The 24,196-nt window shown below is 55.3% G+C and carries 22 protein-coding genes and 1 riboswitch; of the genes, 13 read left to right on the plus strand and 9 right to left on the minus strand.

All coding sequences use genetic code 11. The features are described from left to right. Positions 1-827 (plus strand): IS5 family transposase (locus INT19_RS07045; RefSeq protein ID WP_193060242.1); only part of this gene is annotated, 827 nt, incomplete at its 5' end. Between the two features lie 183 nt (positions 828-1,010). Here INT19_RS07045 and INT19_RS07050 read toward each other — a convergent pair. From INT19_RS07050 to edd, 4 genes are read right to left on the minus strand one after another with little or no spacing between them, the layout of a single operon-like run. Next, on the minus strand, positions 1,011-1,970 hold the full coding sequence (locus INT19_RS07050; RefSeq protein ID WP_193060243.1) for a carbohydrate kinase family protein: 960 nt from the start codon (positions 1,968-1,970) through the stop codon (positions 1,011-1,013). Positions 1,971-2,010: 40 nt separating this feature from the next. Continuing rightward, complete coding sequence (locus INT19_RS07055; RefSeq protein WP_193060244.1) at positions 2,011-2,880, minus strand: aldo/keto reductase; 870 nt, start codon at positions 2,878-2,880, stop codon at positions 2,011-2,013. 16 nt (positions 2,881-2,896) lie between these two features. Beyond that, positions 2,897-3,862 carry a glucokinase gene (glk, locus tag INT19_RS07060; protein ID WP_193060245.1) on the minus strand — a complete coding sequence of 322 codons (966 nt, stop codon included), beginning with the start codon at positions 3,860-3,862 and terminating at the stop codon, positions 2,897-2,899. Then, positions 3,862-5,751: a phosphogluconate dehydratase gene (gene edd / locus INT19_RS07065; protein WP_089037972.1), complete on the minus strand. Its 1,890-nt coding sequence runs from the start codon at positions 5,749-5,751 to the stop codon at positions 3,862-3,864. Before edd ends, glk begins: the two co-directional genes overlap by 1 nt. Positions 5,752-6,044: 293 nt before the next feature. Between edd and cobT the strand changes: the two genes are divergently transcribed. The 11 genes from cobT (at position 6,045) to INT19_RS07120 (ending at position 16,413) form a co-directional block, all read left to right on the plus strand. Beyond that, the gene (gene cobT, locus INT19_RS07070) at positions 6,045-7,094 is read left to right on the plus strand and encodes a nicotinate-nucleotide--dimethylbenzimidazole phosphoribosyltransferase (RefSeq protein WP_193060246.1); all 1,050 of its coding nucleotides are present in this window, start codon (positions 6,045-6,047) and stop codon (positions 7,092-7,094) included. After that, the gene (gene cbiB / locus INT19_RS07075) at positions 7,091-8,113 is read left to right on the plus strand and encodes an adenosylcobinamide-phosphate synthase CbiB (protein WP_193060247.1); all 1,023 of its coding nucleotides are present in this window, start codon (positions 7,091-7,093) and stop codon (positions 8,111-8,113) included. The genes cobT and cbiB overlap by 4 nt, the downstream gene beginning before the upstream one ends. Continuing rightward, the gene (gene cobD, locus INT19_RS07080) at positions 8,110-9,225 is read left to right on the plus strand and encodes a threonine-phosphate decarboxylase CobD (RefSeq protein WP_193060248.1); all 1,116 of its coding nucleotides are present in this window, start codon (positions 8,110-8,112) and stop codon (positions 9,223-9,225) included. The genes cbiB and cobD overlap by 4 nt, the downstream gene beginning before the upstream one ends. Beyond that, complete coding sequence (locus tag INT19_RS07085; protein WP_193060249.1) at positions 9,209-9,742, plus strand: bifunctional adenosylcobinamide kinase/adenosylcobinamide-phosphate guanylyltransferase; 534 nt, start codon at positions 9,209-9,211, stop codon at positions 9,740-9,742. The genes cobD and INT19_RS07085 overlap by 17 nt, the downstream gene beginning before the upstream one ends. Beyond that, positions 9,739-10,515, plus strand: coding sequence for an adenosylcobinamide-GDP ribazoletransferase (cobS, locus tag INT19_RS07090; protein WP_193060250.1), 777 nt, complete (start codon positions 9,739-9,741; stop codon positions 10,513-10,515). Before INT19_RS07085 ends, cobS begins: the two co-directional genes overlap by 4 nt. Next, positions 10,452-11,105 (plus strand): histidine phosphatase family protein, encoded by a 654-nt coding sequence (locus INT19_RS07095; RefSeq protein WP_193060251.1) that lies wholly within the window; start codon positions 10,452-10,454, stop codon positions 11,103-11,105. Before cobS ends, INT19_RS07095 begins: the two co-directional genes overlap by 64 nt. Next, the gene (locus INT19_RS07100) at positions 11,057-11,488 is read left to right on the plus strand and encodes a bifunctional adenosylcobinamide kinase/adenosylcobinamide-phosphate guanylyltransferase (RefSeq protein WP_193060252.1); all 432 of its coding nucleotides are present in this window, start codon (positions 11,057-11,059) and stop codon (positions 11,486-11,488) included. The genes INT19_RS07095 and INT19_RS07100 overlap by 49 nt, the downstream gene beginning before the upstream one ends. Positions 11,489-11,521: 33 nt before the next feature. After that, a riboswitch (cobalamin riboswitch) is annotated at positions 11,522-11,750 on the plus strand. Between the two features lie 139 nt (positions 11,751-11,889). Next, positions 11,890-13,692, plus strand: a complete 1,803-nt coding sequence (locus INT19_RS07105; RefSeq protein WP_193060253.1) for a TonB-dependent receptor domain-containing protein — start codon at positions 11,890-11,892, stop codon at positions 13,690-13,692. An 82-nt stretch (positions 13,693-13,774) separates the two neighbouring features. Next, a complete protein-coding gene (locus INT19_RS07110; RefSeq protein WP_193060254.1) occupies positions 13,775-14,647 on the plus strand; it encodes a cobalamin-binding protein in 873 nt (290 codons plus the stop codon). Then, positions 14,648-15,643, plus strand: coding sequence for a FecCD family ABC transporter permease (locus INT19_RS07115; protein ID WP_193060255.1), 996 nt, complete (start codon positions 14,648-14,650; stop codon positions 15,641-15,643). Further along, complete coding sequence (locus tag INT19_RS07120) at positions 15,643-16,413, plus strand: ABC transporter ATP-binding protein (RefSeq protein WP_193060256.1); 771 nt, start codon at positions 15,643-15,645, stop codon at positions 16,411-16,413. The genes INT19_RS07115 and INT19_RS07120 overlap by 1 nt, the downstream gene beginning before the upstream one ends. 42 nt (positions 16,414-16,455) lie before the next feature. Here the strand turns inward: INT19_RS07120 and INT19_RS07125 are convergent, their stop codons facing one another. Together INT19_RS07125 and INT19_RS07130 are read right to left on the minus strand one after the other, a co-directional pair. Beyond that, complete coding sequence (locus tag INT19_RS07125) at positions 16,456-17,394, minus strand: DMT family transporter (protein WP_193060257.1); 939 nt, start codon at positions 17,392-17,394, stop codon at positions 16,456-16,458. A 56-nt stretch (positions 17,395-17,450) separates the two neighbouring features. Next, the gene (locus INT19_RS07130) at positions 17,451-18,275 is read right to left on the minus strand and encodes an AraC family transcriptional regulator (RefSeq protein WP_193060258.1); all 825 of its coding nucleotides are present in this window, start codon (positions 18,273-18,275) and stop codon (positions 17,451-17,453) included. A 336-nt stretch (positions 18,276-18,611) separates the two neighbouring features. Between INT19_RS07130 and INT19_RS07135 the strand changes: the two genes are divergently transcribed. Beyond that, positions 18,612-19,610 carry a LacI family DNA-binding transcriptional regulator gene (locus INT19_RS07135; protein WP_193060259.1) on the plus strand — a complete coding sequence of 333 codons (999 nt, stop codon included), beginning with the start codon at positions 18,612-18,614 and terminating at the stop codon, positions 19,608-19,610. A 16-nt stretch (positions 19,611-19,626) separates the two neighbouring features. Here the strand turns inward: INT19_RS07135 and tkt are convergent, their stop codons facing one another. From tkt to xylB, 3 genes are read right to left on the minus strand one after another with little or no spacing between them, the layout of a single operon-like run. Next, a complete protein-coding gene (gene tkt / locus INT19_RS07140; protein ID WP_193060260.1) occupies positions 19,627-21,624 on the minus strand; it encodes a transketolase in 1,998 nt (665 codons plus the stop codon). Positions 21,625-21,682: 58 nt separating this feature from the next. Then, the gene (gene tal / locus INT19_RS07145) at positions 21,683-22,636 is read right to left on the minus strand and encodes a transaldolase (protein WP_193060261.1); all 954 of its coding nucleotides are present in this window, start codon (positions 22,634-22,636) and stop codon (positions 21,683-21,685) included. 54 nt (positions 22,637-22,690) lie between these two features. Then, complete coding sequence (gene xylB, locus INT19_RS07150) at positions 22,691-24,169, minus strand: xylulokinase (protein ID WP_193060262.1); 1,479 nt, start codon at positions 24,167-24,169, stop codon at positions 22,691-22,693. Between the last annotated feature and the right edge of the window lie 27 nt (positions 24,170-24,196).

Genomic DNA, 24,196 nt, shown 5'->3' on the forward strand with positions numbered 1-24,196 from the left:
TAGCCCGTTATTACCCCAAGGGCGAGAGCGGGCGGCCTCCGTATCCGTTGTCTGCCATGCTCCGCGTCCATTGCATGCAGTTGTTTTACAACCTGAGCGATCCGGCCATGGAAGACGCCCTCTACGAGATCGAGTCCATGCGCCAATTCGCCGGTTTGAAACTAGACCGATTGCCGGACGAAACCACGATTCTCAAGTTTCGCCATTTTCTGGAACACCACGGCCTTGGCAAGGTGCTGTTCCAGGAAGTGAACAACCACCTAGAGAAAAATGGCCTGATGCTGCGCGAAGGGAGCATTGTCGATGCCACTATCATCTCTGCGCCTAGTTCCACCAAAAACAAAAAAGGCGAGCGCGATCCGGAAATGCACCAGACTAAAAAAGGTAGCTCTTGGCACTTTGGCATGAAAATGCATATAGGTGTCGACGATAAGCTTGGGTTGATTCACAGCATCGAGACCACGGCTGCCAATGTCCATGACATTGTGCCTGCCGATAAGCTCCTTCACGGTGAAGAGCAACGCGTCTTCGGTGATGCCGGTTACCTGGGTATTCAAAAACGCGACGAGCACAAGCACCGCAACGATATCTCTTGGTATATTGCCAAACGGCCTGGCACCCGCAAGAAGCTAGATGCCAGGCGACAGAAAGTCGAAAACATCAAAGCCAGTATCCGTGCCAAGGTGGAGCACCCCTTTCGGTACATCAAACAAGTTTTTGGTTATGGCAAGGCTCGCTATCGTGGACTGGCCAAAAACACTCAGCGCCTGCACTTGCTGGCGGCGTTCAGCAACCTGCTGATCAGTGAGAAATACCTATGGGAATAAGGCGATTGCGCTCCTTTCCCGCTCAATGAGCGGGAAAGGAGCAAAAATACACAAAGAAAGGGAGAAGAGTGTCTGAATTTTCGATTTTTTGTCGGCTCAAGTAAGCGTTGATGAATATCGGCAGTTATTCAGACCTTCCATAGTTAAGGGCGTGCTGTTGCACGCCCTTTTTTGCTACAGACGTTACGTATTTCTTAGCGCTTCAATATCACTATGGGTCGGCAGTGCGGCGTAGGCGCCTGGGCGTGTTACTGCGTGAGCACCACAGCGGCAGGCAATATCCACCGCGCGGATTAGAAAGGCACTGTCCTGGTACCAGTTCTCATCAATGCCGTGCCGTGAAAGCTCAGCCAGCAGACCGCCAATAAACGCATCACCGCCAGCCGTGGTGTCAACAGCGGTCACTTTAGGTGGCGTGATGGTGTGGTCAAGGCCAACACCTTTCAGCACCACCTTGTTAGGGCCGTCGGTGATTAAAATTACTTTTACCCCGGCGGCTAGTCGCTGAGATAGCCACGCTTCCTGAGAATGCCCGCCACGAAGATAATCAAGCTCCTCCAGTGAGACTTTAACGAGATCGGCGCTATCCAATAGCTCGGTTACCAGCCAGAGGTCGGCTGACCCTTCGGTCCACAGATTGTGGCGGAGGTTGGCATCCACGCTGACTAAACAGCCCGCGCGCTTTGCCATAGCGGCAATCGCTAAAGTGGTATCGGCAATCTCAGGGTCAGTCAAGCTGTTGCTGCATAAGTGAACAATCGCTGGTTGTTCAAACACGCCGTGGGGCAGGTGCTCTAGGCGATAAAGCAGGTCGGCCGCCGGTGGGCGATAAAAATCAAACGTGCGCTCGCCGCTGCTGTCCCGGGAAACAAACGCCAGCGCGGTGCGTGCCTCTTTGGTCAACACCACACCCTGAGTATCTACGCCATGGCTTTTCAGCTCACGAATCAGGAAGTGGCCAAACGTATCGTCACCCACCATGCCTAAAAACTGGCTGGGTACGTTAAGTCGGGCACAGGCAACCGCGACGTTAGCAGGCGCGCCGCCCGCGTATGGCGTGAAGGTTTCTTGGCCAGTGTCATTGCCTAAGCGGCTGGACAACATATCAACCAAGGCTTCACCGAAAGCAATCACCGGCGTCATAAGTCATTCCTTGTCATTATATTATTAATTGATGAAGGGGTTACGCGACGCAGTGGCCTCGCGCGGCCTCTAATAGCTCGTACCATGTCTCTCTTGAGAACGTCTCAGGCCCGTCGAGCATGTCAGCAATACGCTCAGGCTTCACACTGCCCACAACGGGAATCGGCCGACTAGGCAGTGATCGCAGCCAAGCCAGCGCTAACGCGTTAGGGGTGCCGTTTTGCTCTCGAGCTACGCGGTTAAGAACGTTACCGACGTCGCCTTGCATTAGTGTGCCGCCCGCTAGCGGTGACCAAGCCATCGGCCAATGGCCGTCGGCGCATAGATCATCAAAGCTACCATCAAACAGGGGGGCGTTATGGCTAATGGAAAGTTCGATTTGGTTGGCACGTAAAGGGTGGTGCATGGCGTTTTGCAGCCTACGCCACTGACTTGGCAAATGGTTAGAAATGCCCGCAGCGCCAATTTTGCCTGCATCGATAGCGTCATCAAGGGCACGGCCAGTTGCTTCTGCGTTCATTAATAAGTCAGGGCGATGAATTAAAAAGTGATCTAGCCGCTCGACGCCAAGGCGGTTAAGTGCATTGTCAATGGCGCGGCTTAGATAATCCGGGCTGGCGTTGTAGTGTTTCACCTTGCCAGAGCCGTGGGTTGGGTTATCGTTGGCGATGCTCGCTTTTGTCACCACCTTAAGCCGTTTTGACAGTCCGGGGCGCGTGTTTAGCGCGTGACCAAACAGCGTCTCGCACGCACCGTTCCCGTAAATGTCGGCATGGTCGAACCAGTGCAACCCCTGCTCGATACGGGCTTCGATCCAATCTGCGAGATAGCTCGCCTGGCGCATCTCTGGTGCTTCATGCAGGCGCATCATGCCGAGAACAAAAGGCACATCGAAGGTGTGAGCAGGCATGGACATTCCTAATAAGTTAAAAGACTTCTTCGTTATGCAGCGCTTCGGCGGCGCCGAGCAACCCTGTCCACGGGTGAGTCACAATCCACACGGGAATATCGGCGTTATACGCGCCCATCCGGCCTTTGTTCGCAAAGCTATCACGCAGTTCGGATTTGGGTAGCCACTCCAGTAGGCGCGGTAAAATCCCGCCGCATAGATAAACGCCGCCTCTTGCGCCCATTGTTAGGGTCGCGTCGCCGCATACATCGCCGAGGATTTTTAAAAAGCGCAGCAGGCTGGCGGTGGCGATAGAGTCACCCTGATTGGCGGCTTGGGTAACTTCGGCTGGCGTCGTGCAGCTAGGCGTTTGCTCGTTCAGAGCACAATGGGCCTGATACAGCTCCAGTAAGCCCTGGCCGCATAAAATACGTTCTACGCTGACCCGTTGGTAGCGCTGTAGAAAAACATCCAGCAGCGCCCGCTCGGTGCTGTCAGTGGGGGCGAACGTGACGTGGCCGCCCTCGGTGGGAAGCGGTATCCAGGCGTGTTGGCCGGGAAAAACGCCAGCAACGCCCAGGCCTGTGCCGGGGCCAATCACCAAGCGGGTAGAGTGAGACTGAGCCACACCTGCTTGCACTTCCACCAGGTTGTCGGTGTCCACATGGGGTACGCCCAGTGCCTGTGCGGTAAAGTCATTAATCACTTTAAACAGCGATAGGTTCAGCGTCTGCTGAACATCGCTTTTCATAAAATCCCAGTGATTATTGGTCATCTTGACCCGCTCGGCGTGAACCGGGCAGGCAAACGCCAAGCAGGCTTCCACCGGTGCATTTTCACCCGTGGCGCCCACGCGCTCCAGGTAGTCCTGAATCGCGTCGATAACCCCAGGGTAGTCCGCGCAGGGAAGATTAATAATATCGTGGGGCGTCACCTCACCTGGCGTGACGAGCGCCAGGCGGGCATTGGTACCGCCAATATCACCAATTAAGGCCGGTCGCATTAGGCATCCTCTTGAAGAATCTGGCCCTGTTGGCGAGCGAGATCATCGGCTTCAAAGCCGCCCAGCGAGCCTGCGCCTTCTTCACCACGCATGGCTAGGTGGCGGAAGCCGCTAAACAGTTCGCGGCCTAGGCCAACGTGGTAGTGGTCCAAATTCGCCACTACGCGCTCACGATCGGCCCAGGTAGCCGCCTCTACTTTGGCTTCCAGCGTACCTGCGTTGGCGTCCAGACGCACAATGTCGCCGTCGCGCAGTTTCGATAGCGGGCCACCGTCCAGTGCTTCTGGGCTGATATGAATCGCTGCGGGCACTTTACCCGACGCGCCAGACATACGGCCATCGGTCACCAGTGCCACTTTGAAACCACGGTCCTGCAGTACGCCCAGGAACGGCGTCAGTTTGTGAAGTTCCGGCATGCCATTGGCTTTTGGCCCCTGGAAGCGCACTACAACGATGACATCGCGATCTAAGTCGCCGGACTCAAACGCAGCCTTCATTTCGTTCTGGTCGGCGAAGATTTTCACCGGTGCTTCTACTACACGATGTTCGTCGGCAACGGCGGATACTTTGATTACGCCGCGTCCCAGGTTGCCTTTCATTACCGTTAGGCCGCCAGTCGCTGCGAAGGGGGTAGCGACTGGGCGTAAAACGTTTTCATCTAAGCTGCTTTCTGGACCTTCGCGCCAAACCACTTTGCCATTTTCCAGGAAGGGCTCTTGTGTGTAGGCAGTCAGGTCGGTGCCGAACACCGTCGGGATATCGCCGTGCAACAAGCCAGCGCCCAGCAGTTCGCGGAACAGGTAACTCATGCCGCCTGCCGCCTGGAAGTGGTTAATGTCTGCTTGGCCGTTAGGGTATACCTGCATCAGGCTGGGCGTTACGGCGGAGAGATCTGTGAAGTCGTCCCAGTTCAGCGTAATGCCCGACGCAGCGGCCATGGCAATCAAATGCATCGTATGGTTGGTTGAACCGCCAGATGCCAACAAACCTACCACCGCATTGACGATGGCGCGTTCGTCGATCTGCTTATAGAAAGGGCGGTAGTCGCCGCCAGGTTCGGTATTGCGAATAGCCTGTTCGGTCGCGTAGCGGGTCAAGGCTTCGCGCATTTCCGTGCCTGGATTCACAAACGAGGTGCCTGGCAGGTGAAGCCCCATCACTTCCATCATCAGCTGGTTTGAGTTGGCTGTGCCGTAGAAGGTGCAGGTGCCAGGGCTGTGATAGGAGTCAGACTCCGCTTGCAGCAGCTCTTCGCGGCCCACTTTGCCTTCTGCGTATAGCTGACGGATGCGCGCTTTCTCTTTGTTCGGTAGGCCGCTGGGCATTGGGCCAGCGGGTACGAACATAGCAGGCAGGTGACCAAAGCGTGCCGCTGCGATAAACAGACCAGGGATAATCTTGTCGCACACGCCCAGATAAAGGGCAGCATCAAACATGTTGTGTGAAAGCCCAACCGCAGCAGCCATCGCAATCACGTCGCGGGAAAACAGCGACAGTTCCATGCCCGGTTGCCCTTGGGTAACTCCATCACACATGGCAGGAACACCACCGGCAAACTGGGCGGTTGAGCCCATGGCGCTAGCAGCGGCTTTGATGGTTTCCGGAAAGGTTTCAAACGGCTGGTGGGCCGACAGCATATCGTTGTAAGAAGAAATGATCCCCAAGTTGGCGCTGTTCATTAGCTTCAGGGAGTCTTTCTCTTGGGGGCTACACGCGGCAAAGCCGTGGGCCAGGTTACCGCAGGATAGCTCTGCACGGTGCACACCACGCTTATGCTGGTCCGCCATGCGTTGCTCATAGAGAGCACGCCGCTCAGCAGAGCGCTCACGAATGCGTTGGGTAACCTCAGCAACGGTAGGATTTAAAGTAGCGGGTGTTGAGCTCGGCATAGAGACCTCTGCATGGTAGAGACGGTGAGTCAAGTTTGTAGTTATTTTACATCTTTTTGTGTCGATATAAGAGACTTTACGGCAATAAAAACCATATTTGTAGTTTTATTACCCCTGATTAATAGCAACTATCGTCGTAAATGATGATGCTTTTATGAACATTACCGCTAACAGGGCAATCCATCCCCGGAAGGAGCTGTTGCGTGTTGAAGCAGCTTAAAGCGCAAGTATAGCAGCCGCGCTTTTGCTACCATCTGGCGCAAAATGAATTCGATTGCTGCCCTGGAGCTGCTATGCATCCCATCGTTAACCAAGTCACGCCACTTGATAGCCACACTGGCGCATTAACGCTTCGCTATATTGATACGCTCACTAAGCCGCCGGGCAGCCTCGGCCAGTTAGAGGCATTGGCCGTTACGCTTAGTGAGATCACTGGTGAATGTCAGCCAAGCATCACGCCACCGGCGATCATTGTCTTTGCTGCTGATCACGGGGTTGCTGAAGAGGGCGTGTCGGCCTTTTCACAAGAAGTGACGGCGCAAATGGTGGCTAACTTTGCCCATGGCGGGGCGGCGATCAATGTCTTTGCCAGACAAATTGGTGCCCAGATTGAGGTTGTGGATGTTGGCGTTACGGCACCGCTGGCAATGCCTGGCGTGATTGATGCCAAAGTGCGCGCGGGCACCGCCAATATGGTGCTTGAAGATGCCATGAGCCGTGACGAAGCGCTGGCTGCATTACAGGTAGGCTGCGAAGCCGTTGAACGCGCCGTTCAGGCCGGAGCGAAATGCATTATTGCTGGTGAAATGGGTATTGCTAATACCACGGCAAGCAGCGCCATGCTGGCGGCGCTAACCGGTAAGCCAGTGGCCCAGCTGGTGGGCGCTGGCACCGGTATTAACAGTGCCCAGCAGGCCCATAAAGTAGCGGTGATCGAGCGGGCGCTAAAGGCACGCCAAGCCAATGCCGAAGACCCTATGGAGGTGCTAATCAAGCTCGGCGGGTTAGAGATCGCTGCCATGACAGGGGCTTATTTGGCCACGGCGGCCAACCGACTGCCTGCCATTGTGGATGGCTTTATTGCTACGGTAGCCGCCCTGACGGCCTGCCGTTTATGTCCGGCGGTGCGTGGTTATTTGATTTTTGGGCATCGCTCTGAAGAGCCCGGCCATGCCACGGCTCTTGAGGCACTTGATGCATCGCCGCTGTTAGCCTTGGGAATGCGCCTGGGAGAAGGCAGTGGCGCGGCATTGGCGTTTCCGTTATTGCAGGCCGCCGCCGCGATGCTCAGTGAGATGGCCACTTTTGCCGATGCGGGTATTCACGATAATAGTGCGCCATGACTGGAAACTTCATGTATGGCGGGATCGTTATTGTTGCACTGGCGATTGTCATCGACTTAGTCGTGGGTGACCCGCGTTCGTTGCCGCACCCAGTAGTCATAATTGGGCGTGCCATCAGCGTACTTGAGCAGCGCTGGAATCAGGGCAGTGACAAGCGCCGTCGGCTCTTAGGCTTTTTACTCACCGCCACCATTGTGCTGGGCACGTTTAGTTTCGCTTGGCTGAGTTTGGAACTACTGACTTGGGTGCACCCTTGGCTTGGGCTAGCTGCTGAGCTTTGGTTGCTGGCGACAACGCTGGCCATAAAAGGCTTGGCGGAAGCGGGGCGCGCTATTGCCGTGCCGCTGGCTAACGGTGATTTAGCATCGGCGCGAAAGGCGCTTTCCATGGTGGTGGGGCGTGATACCGAGCAGCTGGATGAGGCGGAGATTACCCGTGGTGCGGTGGAAACCATTGCAGAAAATACCGTGGATGGCATCACCTCGCCGCTATTCTTCGCGTTTATCGGCGGTGCGCCGCTGGCGCTGGCTTATAAAGCAATTAACACGCTGGATTCCATGGTGGGCTATCAAAACGAACGCTATAGCGACTTCGGCTATGCCTCGGCGAAGCTCGATGATATAGCTAATTGGCTGCCCGCCAGGCTGACCGCGCTCTGTTTGTGGGTTGCCGGGGGGCTAATCAGCTGGCAATCATCGACGCTCTATTGGCGCCGGGCCATGTTGGCCACCTGCCGCCAAGCGCCCCGTCACCCAAGCCCTAATGCGGGTTGGCCAGAAGCCATGGTCGCGAACTTGTTAGGTGTGCAGTTGGGCGGCACCAATGTTTATCAGGGCGCGGTTTCTCATCGAGCAACTCTTGGCTCGCCACTGGAAACGCTGACGTGTTCGCATATCAACGCCACCATTAAATTAATGCACGGTGCTTGGCTGCTGTTTTTCTTGTTAATGGCCGTGTTGATGAGTGTATTAACGGGCGTATTAATGGGCTCGGCAGGCGCGGGGATTTCATGGCTATGAGTTGTCAAACCACTGTTCACGAGGCGGCTGATTGGCCAAGCCATGGTGGCCAGGCCGCAGCGCTGCTGAAGCGTTTTGGGCTACCTGCCGATCATGTGGTTGACGATGTGAGCGCCAACCTTAACCCGCTTGGGCCGCCCGAATGGCTGGCAGGCTGGTTAGGAACCCGACTTGGTGGGCTTAGCCGCTATCCCTCGCCGGATTACGCCTCAGCCCGGCAGGCCATTGCGGCACACAACGGTGTTCAACCAGCACAAGTGCTGCTGACCAATGGTGGGGCAGAGGCCATTTTCCTTGCTGCTGCGCTGCATGCCGGTGGCCGAGCTTTATTATTGGCTCCCAGCTTTGGTGAATACGCTAGAGCCTGTTCTGCCCACCGTATTGAAATGACCGAGCATGTATTGCGCGAGCCGCATTTTGCTTGTCAGATGGCCGACCTGCTAGAGAAGGCAGCAAATGCCGACGTGGTGTTTCTGTGCCGGCCGAATAACCCGACTGGCACGCTGATACCCATTGACGCAGTAGAGACGCTACTAGCGCATACGCAGACAACCGGTACCCAGGTGGTAGTTGATGAAGCGTTTATCGACCTATCGATAGACGTTGAGTCGTTGACGCCGCTGCTTAAGCGTTACTGTCATTTAGTGCTGCTACGCTCAATGACCAAGTTTTATACCTTGCCTGGATTGCGCCTAGGCTACGTGCTGGCTGCGGAAAACATAGTAGCCACCATGAGCCGCCATCAACCGCCCTGGAGTGTGAACCATTTTGCCGCTGAGCTGGTGGCACCGCTGTTAGCGGATAGCGAGTTTGCACGGCTCACCCAGCAGTGGCTGGCCAGTGAGCAGCCACGTCTGGGCAAGGCGTTGCAGGCGCTAGGGCTTGAGGTGGTGCCCAGTCACAGCTGCTTTTTCCTCGTGCGGCCTGGTGTTTTACAGCGTGAGCGCGGCGTGACCAGCGCAGACCTGTTTGAACGCATGCTTTATAAAGGGCTATTGGCGAGGCATACCCACAGCTTTAAAGGGCTTGAGGGCAGTTGGTTACGCTTGGCACTGCGTGATGAGTCGGCAAATAACCGCTTGCTAAAGGTGCTGCATGATTGTCTTTGTTAGTGGGGGCGCTCGCTCTGGAAAAAGCCAAGTAGCGGAGCAGCGTGTGCTCAGCGCGGCGGGTGGCGCCAGCTGCTATTACATTGCCACCGCCAATGTTTACGACGCCGAAATGGCCGACCGGGTATCGCGCCACCAGGCACGCCGGGAAGGCCAATGGGTGACGCTAGAGGCGCCCCTGGCGATTGACCAAGCGATTGCCCAAGTGCCCGATCACCACGCGGTGCTACTCGATTGTTTAACTCTCTGGGCAGGGCAAGTGCTGTTTGGCGCTGAGCCAAATGAAGAATTCAGTGATGAGCAAGGTCTAGCGCTGCTGGCTCGCTGCCTGCGTGATGCACAAGCGCGGGGGCTAACACTGGTGATTGTATCGAACGATCTCAACGAAGAGCTGATTCCTGATCAGCCGGCTACCTGGCGCTACGTTGAGTTTATCCAGTGCTTACACCGCTGGTTAGCGGAGGAAGCTGACTCAGTGCTTGAAGTCATCGCGGGCTGTGCCATGGAGTGGAAACGATGAAAAATGCGCTGTTCGGCCTAATACTCGCGCTGCAGTTTCTAACCCGAATTCCGCTTCCTGTTGCCTGTCCATGGACACCTGCCACCCGTCGCTGGGCAATTCGCGCTTATCCGTTGGTAGGGTTATTAATTGGCAGCGTGCTGGCGTTAAGCGCGCTGCTATTAAGTTTCATAGCGTCACCTGCGCCAATCACTGCGTTGCTACTGCTAAGCCTATGGGTAGCGCTTTCGGGTGGTTTGCATCTTGATGGCGTAATGGACCTTGCCGATGCGTTAGGCAGTAACCAACCCCTTGAGCGGCGTTGGGAAATCATGAAAGACGCCCAGATAGGCAGTTTCGGCATCCTGGCATTACTGTTTTTGCTGGCCTGGAAGGGCGTATTGCTTTGGGCACTGTTGGCTTATCAGGCACCGCTGTGGTGGCTGGTGGCCGTGCCTGCATTGGGTCGATTGGCTGGTGTCGCACTGCTGATTTTTACTCCCTGCGCTCACGGCAAGGGGCTCGCATGGAGCTGGCAGCAGTCGCTAAGTGCCCGTGATGTTGGCTATGCCTTGCTGCCGTTGGTGCTGCTTGGCGCGGTGTCCCCTGCATGGTTTGCCTGGGGATTGATTATGATCGTGTGGGTGGCAATCGCCAGAAAGGCACTGCTGCGGCTATTTAACGGCATCAATGGCGATATGGTAGGTGCCACCATTGAAGGAGGAGAGCTTTGGCTACTGGTCTTAATGTGGAGTTGGTGGCAGTTCGCCACGGTATCACCGCCTGGAATTTAGAGCGCCGCTACCAAGGGCAGCGCGATATTCCGCTGCTATTTCCTGATGCAGAAGCGGGGCTGCTGGCATTGCGTGATGCACTGGCGGAAGAGCGCTTTGACGCTGTTTATTCAAGCGATTTAAACCGCTGTCAGCAAACCCTAGAGTGGTCGCAGGCGGCAAAGCCGGGTATGCCGCTGTATCTAGAACCACGATTACGGGAGCTGGATTTTGGTGACTATGAAGGCAAAGTTTACGATGAACTAAAAGACTTACCCCATTATCGCGCTTGGATTGACAGCGTGGGTGAGCTGCAAATTCCCGGCGGCGAATCTTCCGGCCAGCTACGAGAGCGTTTAAATGCTTGGCTTGAAGAGGTGGCGGCGCACGCCCGCGAACATCATTATCAGAAAGTGCTGGTTGTTACCCACGGCGGGGTAATACGCGAGTTGCGGCGTCGTTTCGAAACCATTGGTTTTTGGGAAGGCATCGTTCATCAAGCACAAGGACGACGTTGGCAACTGACGTATCTAAAACGTGAAGATGGCAAAGGAGAGTGGCAATGCAGCTGTTCATCGGCGGTGCCTGCGCAGGTAAGCGCGATGTTGTAAAAGCACGCTTTCCCAGCGCTGTTTGGTGGCGGCTTTCTCCAGGGCAGCGTTTAGACGAAGCGACCCACATCATGCAACCCAATGTACCGCTCGTTCTGCACGGTGTGTTTGAGTGGTTAGCGGCAGTATTGCACTCGGATGTGAGCAGCGATGCGTCGCGCGCTCAGTGGCGGGGAGATCTGCAAAGCTTGGCCACTGCCGCACAAACCCACGGTGCAACGCTGGTGGTCATTATGAATGAGTTAGGGCGGGGAATCGTCCCCATGGCCCGAGACCAGCGTCGCCTGCGTGATTTAAGCGGCTGGTTTAGCCAAGACGCTGCCGCCCAATCCGAGCAGGTCTGGCATGTACGACATGGGCTCGTGCAGGCGCTTAAAGCCTAGTCGGTTAAATTGACCAGCCCCTAACAAGTTGCTAGTTTACGCGCACTCTCAGGTGCTGATGGCCATTGTCGCCATCAGTTAAACGGGAAGTTGGTGAACACTTTTGTGAATCCAACGCTGCCCCCGCAACGGTGATCGAGATAAGAACGGCTAAAGATGCCACTGTGCTAACGCATGGGAAGGTGGTCGTTCGGAAAGGCATGATGCTGTTATCCGCTTTTCGCTCGTCAGCCCGGAGACCGGCCTAAGAGGCATGGTTCTACAGGACCACAACATGCCGAGACGCGGAGGGCGTGCTCAGGGTGATATCGCTAGCTTAGGCTGCCGATCCCCCCATCATCCCTCTGCCCGGTCAAAAAAATACGCTGTGCGGGTGAGCACAGTGAGCAAGGGATCTCCTCATGTCTTACCGTTTTCATTCCACCGCCACGCTGGCGGCGTTTGCGATGGCCGCATTACCCATGGCCGTTCAAGCCCAATCTAACGCACAGCCTGCTGCGAATACATTAAACCCCGTTGTTGTTACCGCCGCACTTGCTCCACGTACTGCCAATGAAAGCCTGTCCTCGGTTACCGTGCTGGACGAAGCAACGCTACGCCGTCAAGATCCGGTAAGTATTACCGACCTGTTGCGCGGCCAGCCTGGGGTGGATGTTTCTACAAATGGCAGCTTTGGTAAAAACAGCAGCGTTTTTATTCGCGGCAGCGGTAGCGGCCAAAATGTCCTGTTGATTGACGGGATTCGTCTTCGTTCTGCCACCAGCGGTGGGGCTGCCTGGCAGCATCTGGAACCGCGCATGTTTGATCGTGCTGAAATTGTGCGTGGTCCGCGTGGCAGCCTATACGGTGCCGACGCGATTGGCGGCGTTATTCAGTTGTTTACCCCCCAAGGCGAAGAAGAGGGTCCGCAACCGCGCATTTCTGTCGGTGGTGGTTCGTTTAATACCCAGCGCCTGAGTGCCGGTATTAGCGGCAAAGAGGGCGGCACCCGCTATAGCTTTTCCGCTAGCCACTTCACCACGGATGGTCAACCGATTCGACGCGATGGCGACGATAAGGGCTATGACAACACTACGGCGTTAGCGCGGGTCTCTCACACTTTTGAAAGTGGTGAAGAAGCGGGTGTATTGGCGCTCCGTGCCCGTGGTCATAACGAATACGATGGCGGTGAAAACGACTTCGTTCAGCAGGTGGCGGGTATCTATGGCGAGCTGCTGATAACCGATAACTGGCGCAGCCGCTTAACACTCAGCGAATCTCGTGATGAAAGCGATAACATCAATAGCTTTGGTGACTCAGTGTTTAACACCAAGGTGAGTACCGCGCGCTGGGAAAACACCTTCACAGCGGGTGCCCACGAGCTGATTGCAGGCGCTGAATACAGCGAAGATCGCGTTAATAGCACCACGGCCTACGATGAAACTAGCCGTAGCAACGCGGCGGTATTTACCCAAGCCTTGCTCGATTTTGCGCCGTTTACTCTGCAAGCCAGCTTGCGCTTTGATGACAATGAAGCTTACGGTGAAGAAGTCACCGGCAGCGTAGGCGTGGGCTATGACCTAGACGGCCACCACACCTTGCGTGCCAACTACGGTACAGCCTTTAACGCACCCACTTACAACCAGCTCTACTTCCCAGGCTTTGGTAATCCCGACTTAGAGTCTGAAACTTCGGAAAGCATTGAGGTGGGCGTGCGCGGTCAGTACGCCCATTGGTTCTGGGATGCGGCACTCTATCAAACCGATATCGACAACTTGATTGCTGGTCAGGGGTTGCTGTTTAACGTGCCCGAAACCCGTATTCGTGGGGCTGAGCTGGCCGCTGGCGTTGAGCTCGACGATTGGACGCTAGCCGCCGCGCTGACCTACACCGATCCTGAAAACCGTCTAACCGGTAAACGCCTGCAAAACCGCGCCTCACAAAGTCTTCGCTTAGACGTAGACCGTGAACTTGGCGACTGGTCGGTGGGCGGCTCCTGGATTGCTCAAAACCACCGTTATCGTGATGCGCAGAATCAAGACCGCTTAAGCGGTTACGGGCTGGTTAACCTGCGTGCAGGTTGGCAGTTTGCCCCACTGTGGAGTGCGCGAGTAACGTTGGAAAACGCGTTGGATCAAGATTACATTACAACGCGCTCGTTTGATGGTGCCGACTACATTAACGCAGGCCGCGCAGGGTTTTTAAGTGTTCACTTTGGCCAATAAAAAAGCGAATCAGAGATTTTTTAAACATCGTGGGGCCACTGGCCCCGCACTGTTATTAAGTCGATTGATACTAAGCTTATCAATGCTCACTGGTGTGGTTTCAAACGCCGTATTGGCAGATGACCACAGCCGCTGCGCGGTGGATGATCGTGGCCGTGAAGTGTGTCTGCACACTTCCGCCCGACGCATTGCAACGCTCTCGCCAGGGGCGACGGAGCTGACCTACGCTGCGGGTGCCGGGGATCAGGTGGTTGCTGTGGTTAGCTACAGTGATTATCCACCAGAGGCCAAAGACGTTGCGTCTGTTGGTAGTCACACGCGCATTGATTTAGAAGCCCTGGTAGGGCTGGCGCCTGATTTAGTGATCGGCTGGGTAACCGGGAACCCCGCTGAACAGTTGGAAACCCTTGAAGCGCTGGGTATGCCGGTGTTCTATATTGAGCCTAGGAATTTTGAGGGAGTGGCCAGCGCAATTGAGCGCCTGGCGAGGCTGGCTGGCACTGAAAGCGACGGTCAAGCGGTCGCTGATAATTTCCGGTTGAGGATGGCAGAGCTGGCCGCTCGATATCGTGATCGGGAGCCGGTGCGTACCTTCTATCAAGTGTGGGATGAGCCGTTAATGAGTGTCAATGACGCACATCTTATCGGCCAGGTGATCGAGATCTGTGGCGGTGTAAATGTATTTGGTGAGCAAGCTCGCCTAGTGCCACGTATCGATGATGAGTCTGTCCTGGCGGCAAACCCTGAAGCTATTGTTGCCGGAGGGATGGGTGAAGAGAATCGCCATTGGTTGACCCACTGGGAGCAGTACTCAAACTTAACGGCGGTTGCCGATGATAATCTCTTTTTTGTACCGCCTTCTTTAATTCAGCGGCCTACTCCACGCTTGATGGAAGGCAGCCAAATTCTCTGCGAGAAGCTTGATATTGCCCGACAAAGACGCGAGCGCGATTAAATGTTAGTACGATTGGGCTTCCCGCTAGGCCTGTTGCTGCTGGCGGCACTGGCTTCGCTAGTTATCGCCCTTGGCATTGGTAGTGCGCAGCTTTCCCCTGGGCAAATTTGGCAAGTGGTTCTCGGCCATCTTGGTTATATCAGCCAGGACGAGGGCAATGCGCTTGCGCGCACTATGGTGCTGGAGCTGCGCTTGCCAAGAGCACTTTCGGCTTTTGCTGTCGGTGGATTGCTGGCAGTAGCGGGTGCTCTGATGCAAGTGCTGCTGCGTAATCCTCTTGCAGACCCTTATGTACTCGGGCTTTCCGGCGGAGCCTCGATTGGTGCGCTTGCTGCCATGCTGGGGGGGCTGGGCGGATTGGCGATTTCAGGCTCGGCGTTTGGCGGTGCGCTAGTTTCGACGTTATTAGTCTTCGGCTTGGCCCACGGCAGCGGTAGTTGGACCCCTTCGCGGCTACTGCTTACCGGCGTAGTGGTTGCGGCAGGCTGGGGCGCGGTGATCACTTTGATGCTGGCACTGAGCCCTGCGGAGCGGTTGCCGGGCATGCTGTATTGGCTAATGGGTGATCTTTCTTACGCGCGCGCACCTTGGTCGCCGCTGCTGCTGTTACTGGCTACCTGCGTGGTAGTGATGCCCCTTGGACGCAGCTTAAATGTGCTGGCCCGTGGCCCTCAGCAGGCTGCTGCGCTGGGCGTTGCCGTCCGGCCACTTGAGTGGTGCATTTATATAGTCGCCAGTTTGCTAACCGCCACGGCTGTTACTACGGCGGGTAGCATTGGCTTTGTCGGCTTAGTAGTGCCGCATATGCTGCGCCTATTGCTGGGTAATGATCAGCGGTTAATCTTACCGGCCTGTGCACTGGCTGGGGGGACTCTACTCATGCTGGCCGATACACTGGCGCGCACAATGATCGCGCCGGAACAGCTGCCGGTAGGAGTGATTACCGCGCTATTAGGTGTGCCGACGTTTCTCTTTCTGCTTTACCGGAGCCGCTGATGAGCCGTTTGGTTACCCAAGACCTGATCATCAACGTGCCGGAAAGAAGCGATGGCACGGCGCTGAATATAGCCATCGAACCTGGGCAGATATGGGGCGTGCTTGGCCCTAACGGTGCAGGTAAAACGACGCTGCTGCACACCTTGGCAGGGCTGAATGTGCCGCGTTCCGGGCAAGTGATATTGGGAGGGCAGCCGCTTGAGACACTGAGCAGGCGGCAAGTTGCGCAAATGTTGGGAGTTGTATTCCAAGAACGCTTGGATGGCTTTCCCGCGACCGTGCTGGAAACCGCGCTGATTGGCCGCCACCCCTACCTATCGCCATGGCAAATGGAGGGAGCAGATGACTATGCCCAGGCCGAGGCAGCGCTTGAACGGTTAGACGTTGCGCACCTGCGCGACCGTTTGGTGAGTACACTTTCTGGCGGCGAGCGCCAGCGAGTGGCGATGGCCACGGTACTGACTCAGGCCCCCAGCATCTGGCTGGCTGACGAACCCACCAATCACCTTGACCTACACCACCAAAGCGCAGTGATGGCACTGATGGCCCAGCAGGCAGCCCAGGGCAGTGCGGTGATGATGTGCCTGCACGATTTAAATCTAGCCGCCCGCTGGTGTGACCACCTTTTGCTACTCTACCCAAACGGCGATGCCTGCTGGGGCACGCGAGACAGCATGCTGGTGCCCAGTGGATTAGAACGTCTTTATCAGCAGCGGCTGGCAGTGGTCGAGGTCGAAGGCGCACCGGTATTTGTGCCCATAAAGGAGTGATGACAAGCTTAGCTAGCTCAATAGTTAGCGCTCGCTGCTACGTTAGCGGGCATCTAACAGGGGTTCTGGTTTTTGCTGTCGCTGGTTTGGTTGACGCTGGCGGGACATCAGAAACAGGCCTGCGCCCACCAAAACCCCGCCAATCACTTCGTGCCATGCCGGGTGTTGTCCGATCAATATAAATGCAACCAGGGCGGCAAACAGTGGGCACAGAAACAAGAAGCCGCTTGTATGTACGGAGCCGCCAATCTTTAACGCCGCAAACCAAAGCCCGATAGCCCCAGTCGATGCGGGAATTGCTAGCCACATAAACATTCCCCAGTGGTAAGTATCCGTCGGCAGGGAAAAAGGTTGTTTGCTGAATGCAGCTATCACCATAAGCAGCAGGGAGCCAATCAACATCTGCCAGAAAGTGACTATCCAAGGTGAGGGCGTCATGGCAAATTTCTTACTTAACACGGTAGAACAGGCCCAGCAGGTAGATGCCAGCATCACAAATACTTCTCCACGCCCGACTCCGTGGGAGCCTTCAACGTCGATCCCAATACAAATAACCACTCCAATAAATGCAGAGGCTAAGCCGAATAAGGCAAGCGTCGAGGAGCGCTCGCCTAAAATAAGCCATGCTAAGACAACCACCAGTAGAGGATTACTGGCCATAAGAATGGCAGCTATTGATGAGCTAGTCGCCGTTAGCCCGATGTTGAGTAGCGACATGACGCCGGCTGTTTGAAAACTACCAATTATTAACAGTTTTACCCAAGGAAGGTCTTTAATAGCTATTTTATGCCTGCGCATTTGGATAAAAACAAAAGGCGACAAAGATACTGCTGCGACCAGGAAGCGAGCAGACGCTGCCCATAACGGCGACATCTGTTCCATGACGAGCTTCGTGCTGACAAAAGAAGACCCTTGCAGGAATGTAGATGCGATTATCAGAACGTAATAGTGGTCAGTGAGTGACGTTAGTGAACGTTTCATATTCCTCTACCGATTATTTCAAGAAGTAGAGAAACAATATCAATCTCACGCGGATTCTATTCTTCCATGCGAGACAACTTTGTTTGAGAACAGTACAGATCGTTTAAATACTCTCGGGGAGATTTACCCGTGACACGTTTGAACATAACGGTAAACGCCCCTTGTGAAGCATATCCTAGATGCTCTGCAACTTGGCTAACGCGTTGCCCGGTGCTTAACCCCGACATGGCACTTACAATGCGTACCTGCTCTCGCCATTGAATAAAAGAAATACCTGTCTCAGTGCGAAATAGTCGGGATAGTGTCCGCGTCGTTGCTCCGACCTCATTCGCCCAATTTGCCAGTGAGCGCACATCACCCGGATTTTCCAGCAACGTATCGCAGATCTTTTTCAAACGCTTATCTCTGCCCATGGGCAGTTTTAATCCACATTCGAAGGCCTGCTTCATCTCTTCTAATGCTAGCCGTAACAAGCGCTCTTCAAAACTGTCAGGATGATAGGTGATTGAAAAAGAGGAGGCCCTGATCAGCAGCTCGCGTAAAAGGGCAGTGACGCCTATTCCTACTGGATGATTAGGCAGGTTTAAGGTGAACGATTCGACATTGACATATAACGTCCGCAAACAAACCGCTGTGCTGGCGCGCATTTCATGTTCTACATAAGGAGGCATCCATACGCCACGAAACGGAGGTAATAACCAGTATTCATCGCGGGTACACAGTCTCATCGTACCTGTACTGGCATAGATTAACTGTCCACGCTGGTGTTGATGGGGAGGGATGTGATGGCCCGCAGGGTACTCTTTAAACATCGACACCACAGGGTTTCTAGCATTTTCCCATTTAGCAAGATGCGCATTTGGTGAGTGGTCAGTGTTCATTCATTCGGGGCTTACATTTGAAAAGAAATAGATGGTAATGCCTCTGCGATCGTACCAACTTCAATTAGTTTTCATATAGAGTCTGTTGATGTTTCCGCGCGAGCCACGATGAAGCGTCCACCGAACCTAGTATAACCACTGATTTCTCAGGTTAGCTTTACTGCTCCAGCTCATCCCACCAGAAGTAAATCCGTAACATTCGCTCCAGCCCGACGGTGGAAAGCTACATTTTATCCCACCGGTGACGCTTAGGCAGCTACGGCAGTATTTGTGCAGCGTTTCCCTAGAGCTTTTCAGTTATTCTATAAATTTAGAGTCTCGATAGATGGGTAGTACATGACTAAGCGCAGCCAAGTAACCATAACCGATATCGCTAGGCACGTAGGCCTGACCAACATGACGGTGTCGCGCGCCTTGAAAAAACCCGACAAGGTCAAGCCAGAGACGCGTGAGAAAATACTGGCTGCTGCGAGGGAGCTGGGCTATGTACCGAATGCCTTCGCGAGCCATTTGCGAAGTAACAAGAATCAGTTGATCGGTCTGGTCACGGCCAGCGTGGATAATCCTTTTTACAGTGAGGTGATCAAGGCCATTTCCCGTGCGGCCAAGGAGCACGATTACACCATCATGCTGATTGATACCGATGGCTCACCGGAGCTTGAAGAAGTCGCAATCGATACTCTTCTCAGTTATCAGGTAGCCGGTATCATTCTGTCACCTGTCTCGGATGATGCCTGTTATATCCCTGCTTATCTCGAACGCTTGCGTAAAGCCAACTTGCCGGTGGTGATGCTGGACCGAACGCTGAATGTGGCTGATTTCAGTCGTGTGGTGCTGGATAACCATCTTTCGGGAAGGTTGCTTGGCGAGTTACTGGTGAAAAAAGGCATTCAGCGAGTGCTGGCGTTGACGGGGCCAAGTCAGTCTCGCATCACACAACATCGACTCGCGGGTCTAAAGGAAGCTTATGAGGTAGCGGGTATCCCCCTGACTCTGGAGCAACGCCCTGGAGACTACACCATGCAGCCGGCCTATCGTGATATGGCCGAATACCTGCGTATAAGTAAACTCCCCGAAGCCGTATTTGGCTTCAACCAACTGATTACACTGGGAGCGATGCGAGCACTACATGACGCATCCGTATCTCAGGACGATGTTCTCGTGGTAGGCATCGATAGGCTTCCCTACGCTGATATCTTCGATGTGTCGATCTCTTGTGCTGCGCATGATACCTACCAGTTGGGGCATGAGGCCTTTCGACTGCTTTTCGAACAGACTAAGAACCCCACGGCTGCTGGCCGTGAGGTCGTCATCTCCGCCACCCTCATACCCTAAATGACGTTGATGATTGTCAGCGTGCAGTATGGATTGCTTCCACGGCCTCATCTACGATGTGTTTTACCGTGAAGCCGAAATGGGGGAAGAGGTCTTCCGCCTTGCCTGACTCACCAAAGGTGGACATGCCGACAACACGGCCTTCAAGCCCCACATATTTGTACCAGACATCTCTATGGCCGGCTTCTACGGCGACTCGGACACTAACCTCTACGGGTAGCACTCGTTGCCGGTAGATAGCGTCCTGAGCGTCGAAGGTGTCACAGGAGGGCATGGATACCACACGGACTTCATGATTCTGGCGTTCAAGTTCGGCAGCGGCGCCCATGACCAGGTCTAATTCAGCGCCAGTGCCTATCAGAATTGCTTCGGGCGTGCCTTCACAGTCTTTTAGTATGTATCCACCACGCTGAATATTGGTGAGCTGCTGCTGGTTACGCATCTGGTGGGGCAGGCTCTGACGGGATAGTACAAGCGCGGTCGGGCCGGAGTGGCGTTTGAGTGCAGCATTCCAGGCCGCGGCGGTTTCGACTGAGTCACAGGGCCGCCAAGTGGATAAGTTCGGTGTGGAGCGAAGTGTCGTCAGCTGTTCCACCGGTTGGTGAGTGGGACCATCCTCACCCAGGCCGATGGAGTCGTGGGTGAAAATATAAATGGCCTGTTTATTCATCAACGCTGCCATACGCACGCTGTTGCGCATGTATTCCATGAAGATCAGGAAGGTGGCGCCGTAAGCGATGAAACCGCCATGAACCGCAATACCATTCATAATGGCACCCATACCGAACTCGCGAACTCCGTAGTGCAGATAATTGCCGTCTGGTGTCTCGGGGCTGATCGCTTGAGCCCCTTCCCAGAACGTCAGGTTGGAGGGTGCCAGATCTGCGCTGCCGCCAAGCAGCTCGGGTAGCTGCGGGCCCAAGGCGTTAAGGTGGGAGAGTGATGCCTTGCGGCTCGCGACGTTCTCACCTTTGGCCTGAGCTTCCTCGATCATAGCCTCGCTGGTCAGAGACGCTGGCAGGTGGGCCTTCTGACGGCGCTGAAACTCATGGGCTAGTGCTGGGTAGGCCTTTGCATATTCAGCAAAACGGTTTTCCCAGCTGCTCTCCAGCTGTGCGCCGCGGTCGCGGGCATCCCAGCTTTGGTAAATAGTATCTGGGATATGGAAAGGAGGATGAGGCCAGCCGAGTTGCTGCCTGGTTGCGGCGACCTCATCTTCCCCCAGCGCGGCCCCGTGAGATTCCTCTTTTCCCTGCTTGTTAGGCGCACCGAAGCCGATGATGGTACGGCAAATGATCATGCTGGGCCGGTCATCGTGGTGCGCAAGCTCAATGGCAGCTTTGACTGCTACGGGATCGTGGCCGTCGACCTCATGCACGACGTGCCAGCCGTAAGATTCGAAACGTTTTGCTGTATCGTCGGTGAACCAGCCTTTGACCTGGCCATCGATAGAAATACCATTGTCATCGTAGAACACGATCAGCTTGCCTAGCTTTTGAGTACCGGCAAGAGAGCTGACTTCGTGAGAGATACCCTCCATCAGGCAACCGTCGCCAACGAAGCAGTATGTGTGGTGGTCAACAATGGTATGACCAGGCCGATTGAATTGGGCACCCAGGGTGCGCTCTGCCAGTGCCATGCCCACGGCATTGGCAAGCCCCTGACCCAGTGGGCCAGTGGTCGTTTCGACTCCTGGCGTATAGCCAAGTTCTGGATGTCCCGGGGTGCGTGAATGCAGCTGGCGAAAGTTTTGCAAATCCTCTACGTCAAGCGCATAGCCGGTCAGGTGGAGTAAAGAATACAGCAGCATGGATCCGTGCCCGTTGGAGAGCACGAAACGGTCCCGGTCGAACCAGTGTGGGTTAACCGGATTATGTTTGAGGTAGTCGTTCCACAGTACCTCAGCGATGTCGGCCATGCCTAAGGGAGCTCCAGGGTGGCCGGAGTTAGCCTTCTGGACGGCATCCATGGACAGGGCGCGAATAGCATTCGCCAGTTCAAAGCGTGACGGCATGAGATTTCCTGATAATGTTTAGGTTTGCTATTCAATCAACGCTAGACCAGAGGGGCGGTCAGAGTGTTGCTAAGCGGTCGACGATTTTCTCTTCAAGACTTACCTGATCACTTGCGAAACGCTGAATGCCTTCGGCCAGCTTATCATTCGCCATGGCATTCTGATTGTGGCCCCAACGGAAGGCAGGCTCGCTGAGGGATCTTGGCCGTGGACCACCGTTACGTGTCATCAGTACCTTGGGCTTCACGTCTCCCGGCGTGTTGGCTAGTTCCTCAAGCAATGCCGGCGAAATGGTCAACCGAGGGCAGCCAGCAAGAGCTAGCACCTGATCGGTGGTGCGGAAGCTTGCTCCCATTACCACGGTATCGTAGCCGCCTTGATTAACCCGTTCACAGACGCCGCGAACGAACTGTACGCCGGGGTCGCTATCGGGAGTGAACGTCTGACCGGTCTCTTTTTTGTACCAGTCGGTTACGCGACCCACAAAGGGCGAGACCAGAAAGACACCAGCATCGAAGCAGGCCTGAGCCTGGGCATCGCTGAAGAGCAGTGTCAGATTGCAGTTAATGCCTTCCTTCTCCAGTACCTCGGCAGCACGAATACCTTCCCAGGTAGATGCCAGTTTGATTAACACTCTGTCCTTAGGTACACCGCGACGTTGATACATGTCGATTAGCTCGTGAGCCTTGCGGATGCTGGCCTGGCTATCGAAGGACAGCTTGGCGGCCACCTCAGTCGAGACGCGACCAGGTACCAGCCCGGCAATTTCACTGCCCATGGCAACGGCGAGACGATCCACTGCAAGTTCTTTCTGCCGGTCGCTGGCTTCGGCCTTGACGGCAGCAAGTTCCTGATCGATTAGCACTTGATAGCCTGGTAGCTCAAAAGCCTTGAGAAGAAGTGAGGGATTCGTGGTGGCATCGTGAGGTTGATAGCGCTTAATGGCCTCAAGGTCACCGGTGTCGGCGACTACCATGGAGTTCTGACGAAGGGCGTCGAGCTGATATGTCATGGAATCTCTCTCAATTGAGTCATTGGTTGGATCAGGCACAGACATTGGCGAAGTTTATTCATAATGACTGGCCAGGGCCTGACGGTAGCGGGCATAAGCGTGTTCATAGGCGGCAACATGCTCCGGTATAGGGTCGGCGCGTGAGTCTTCGTCAAGAAGTACTAACCGGGCGCAAAGATCCTCAAGTGAGGTGTCGGGGTAATTAGCGCACCATGCCGCTTGCAGTGCTGCGCCGAGCGCGGCGGCATCGGTAATCATCGGGCATATCACTGGGGTGCCTGTAATATCTGCGATCATTTGACGCCATGCCGGGCTTTTGGCTCCGCCACCAATCAGGCGAATCTGGTTGGTGCTCTCGGCGAGTTTGCCAAATAGCTCAAGACCATATCGCAAGCCAAAAGTGGCACCTTCGACGACGGCTCGGCACAGATTTGCCTGTGTGGTGTTGATGCTTGTCAGGCCTAAAAAGCTGCCATTGGCCTGAGGGAGCGACGGAACCCTCTCGCCGTTGAAGAAGGGCAAAACGGTCACACCCTCGGCACCGATAGGTACGGTGGCCAGGCGCTCGTTAAAGGTTTCCAGGTCGAGGCCGAACAGTTCCCGTACCAGGGTGGTGGCCGAGGTCACGTTCATGGTGCAGATCAATGGCAGCCAACCGCCGCTGCTGGCGCAGAAATTGGCAACCATGGCGTTGTCGGCGATCACCGGGACGTCAGAATAGGCGCACACCGTCCCTGAGGTGCCAAGGCTCAAGGTCACGAGACCTGGCGCAATATTGCCGGTGCCGATGGCGCCGAGCATGTTGTCACCGCCGCCGCTGGAGACCACAACGTCCTCGGCCAGCCCCAACTCGTGGGCAAGCTCGAGACGGACGGTTCCGGCTGGTTGGTGAGATTCGACTAGTCGTGGTAGCACTCGCGCTGGATCAAGCTCTGGCGCAATCTCAGCCAGAACGTCCAAACGCCAGCGACGGGAACGGGTATCGAAGTAGCCTGTCCCTGACGCGTCGCCAACCTCGGAAACTCGCTCACCGGTTAACCAGAAATTAAGGTAGTCGTGTGGCAGAAGCAGACAATCGATGCGCCGATAGGCCTCGGGCTGAGTGTCACGTAACCAGGCCAGTTTGGAGGCGGTATAGCCGGTCTGCAGCACCAGCCCCAGTTTTTCAAGGCAACCTTGTTCGCCCCCCAGGCGCTCAACCAGGGCAGTGTTGTGGGCTGCGGTCTCGGTATCGCACCAAAGTTTCGCGGGATACACCGGTTCCCCCGCTGCGTCCAGAGCGACTAAACCGTGTTGCTGGCCAGAGATACCAATGGCACGGATTGTGCGGGCACTGATGCCTGCAGAGGCCACGGCATCAGTGAAGGCACCTCGGAAGGCTTCCTGCCAGTCGGCCGGGTCCTGCTCACGGCGGCCATTAGCCTCCTCGTGCAGTGTGTGTGGTCGGCTTGCCTCGCCAAGAATGCTTCCGGCGTCAACATCGACCACGACTACCTTGGTACTTTGAGTGCCACAATCCACACCAATGTACATATCAGGCTCCTTATCAATAAAACACCA

The sequence above is a fragment of the Halomonas sp. 3A7M genome (assembly GCF_014897875.1).
Classification (GTDB): Bacteria; Pseudomonadota; Gammaproteobacteria; order Pseudomonadales; family Halomonadaceae; genus Vreelandella.

Bases quoted from the DNA above. Each gene is read 5' to 3' on its own strand.
- INT19_RS07050 (WP_193060243.1), bottom strand. From the start codon at position 1,970: ATGACGCCGGTGATTGCTTTCGGTGAAGCCTTGGTTGATATGTTGTCC.
- INT19_RS07055 (WP_193060244.1), bottom strand. From the start codon at position 2,880: ATGCCTGCTCACACCTTCGATGTGCCTTTTGTTCTCGGCATGATGCGC.
- glk (WP_193060245.1), bottom strand. From the start codon at position 3,862: ATGCGACCGGCCTTAATTGGTGATATTGGCGGTACCAATGCCCGCCTG.
- edd (WP_089037972.1), bottom strand. From the start codon at position 5,751: ATGCCGAGCTCAACACCCGCTACTTTAAATCCTACCGTTGCTGAGGTT.
- cobT (WP_193060246.1), top strand. From the start codon at position 6,045: ATGCATCCCATCGTTAACCAAGTCACGCCACTTGATAGCCACACTGGC.
- cbiB (WP_193060247.1), top strand. From the start codon at position 7,091: ATGACTGGAAACTTCATGTATGGCGGGATCGTTATTGTTGCACTGGCG.
- cobD (WP_193060248.1), top strand. From the start codon at position 8,110: ATGAGTTGTCAAACCACTGTTCACGAGGCGGCTGATTGGCCAAGCCAT.
- INT19_RS07085 (WP_193060249.1), top strand. From the start codon at position 9,209: ATGATTGTCTTTGTTAGTGGGGGCGCTCGCTCTGGAAAAAGCCAAGTA.
- cobS (WP_193060250.1), top strand. From the start codon at position 9,739: ATGAAAAATGCGCTGTTCGGCCTAATACTCGCGCTGCAGTTTCTAACC.
- INT19_RS07100 (WP_193060252.1), top strand. From the start codon at position 11,057: ATGCAGCTGTTCATCGGCGGTGCCTGCGCAGGTAAGCGCGATGTTGTA.
- INT19_RS07105 (WP_193060253.1), top strand. From the start codon at position 11,890: ATGTCTTACCGTTTTCATTCCACCGCCACGCTGGCGGCGTTTGCGATG.
- INT19_RS07110 (WP_193060254.1), top strand. From the start codon at position 13,775: ATGCTCACTGGTGTGGTTTCAAACGCCGTATTGGCAGATGACCACAGC.
- INT19_RS07115 (WP_193060255.1), top strand. From the start codon at position 14,648: ATGTTAGTACGATTGGGCTTCCCGCTAGGCCTGTTGCTGCTGGCGGCA.
- INT19_RS07120 (WP_193060256.1), top strand. From the start codon at position 15,643: ATGAGCCGTTTGGTTACCCAAGACCTGATCATCAACGTGCCGGAAAGA.
- INT19_RS07125 (WP_193060257.1), bottom strand. From the start codon at position 17,394: ATGAAACGTTCACTAACGTCACTCACTGACCACTATTACGTTCTGATA.
- INT19_RS07130 (WP_193060258.1), bottom strand. From the start codon at position 18,275: ATGAACACTGACCACTCACCAAATGCGCATCTTGCTAAATGGGAAAAT.
- INT19_RS07135 (WP_193060259.1), top strand. From the start codon at position 18,612: ATGACTAAGCGCAGCCAAGTAACCATAACCGATATCGCTAGGCACGTA.
- tkt (WP_193060260.1), bottom strand. From the start codon at position 21,624: ATGCCGTCACGCTTTGAACTGGCGAATGCTATTCGCGCCCTGTCCATG.
- tal (WP_193060261.1), bottom strand. From the start codon at position 22,636: ATGACATATCAGCTCGACGCCCTTCGTCAGAACTCCATGGTAGTCGCC.
- xylB (WP_193060262.1), bottom strand. From the start codon at position 24,169: ATGTACATTGGTGTGGATTGTGGCACTCAAAGTACCAAGGTAGTCGTG.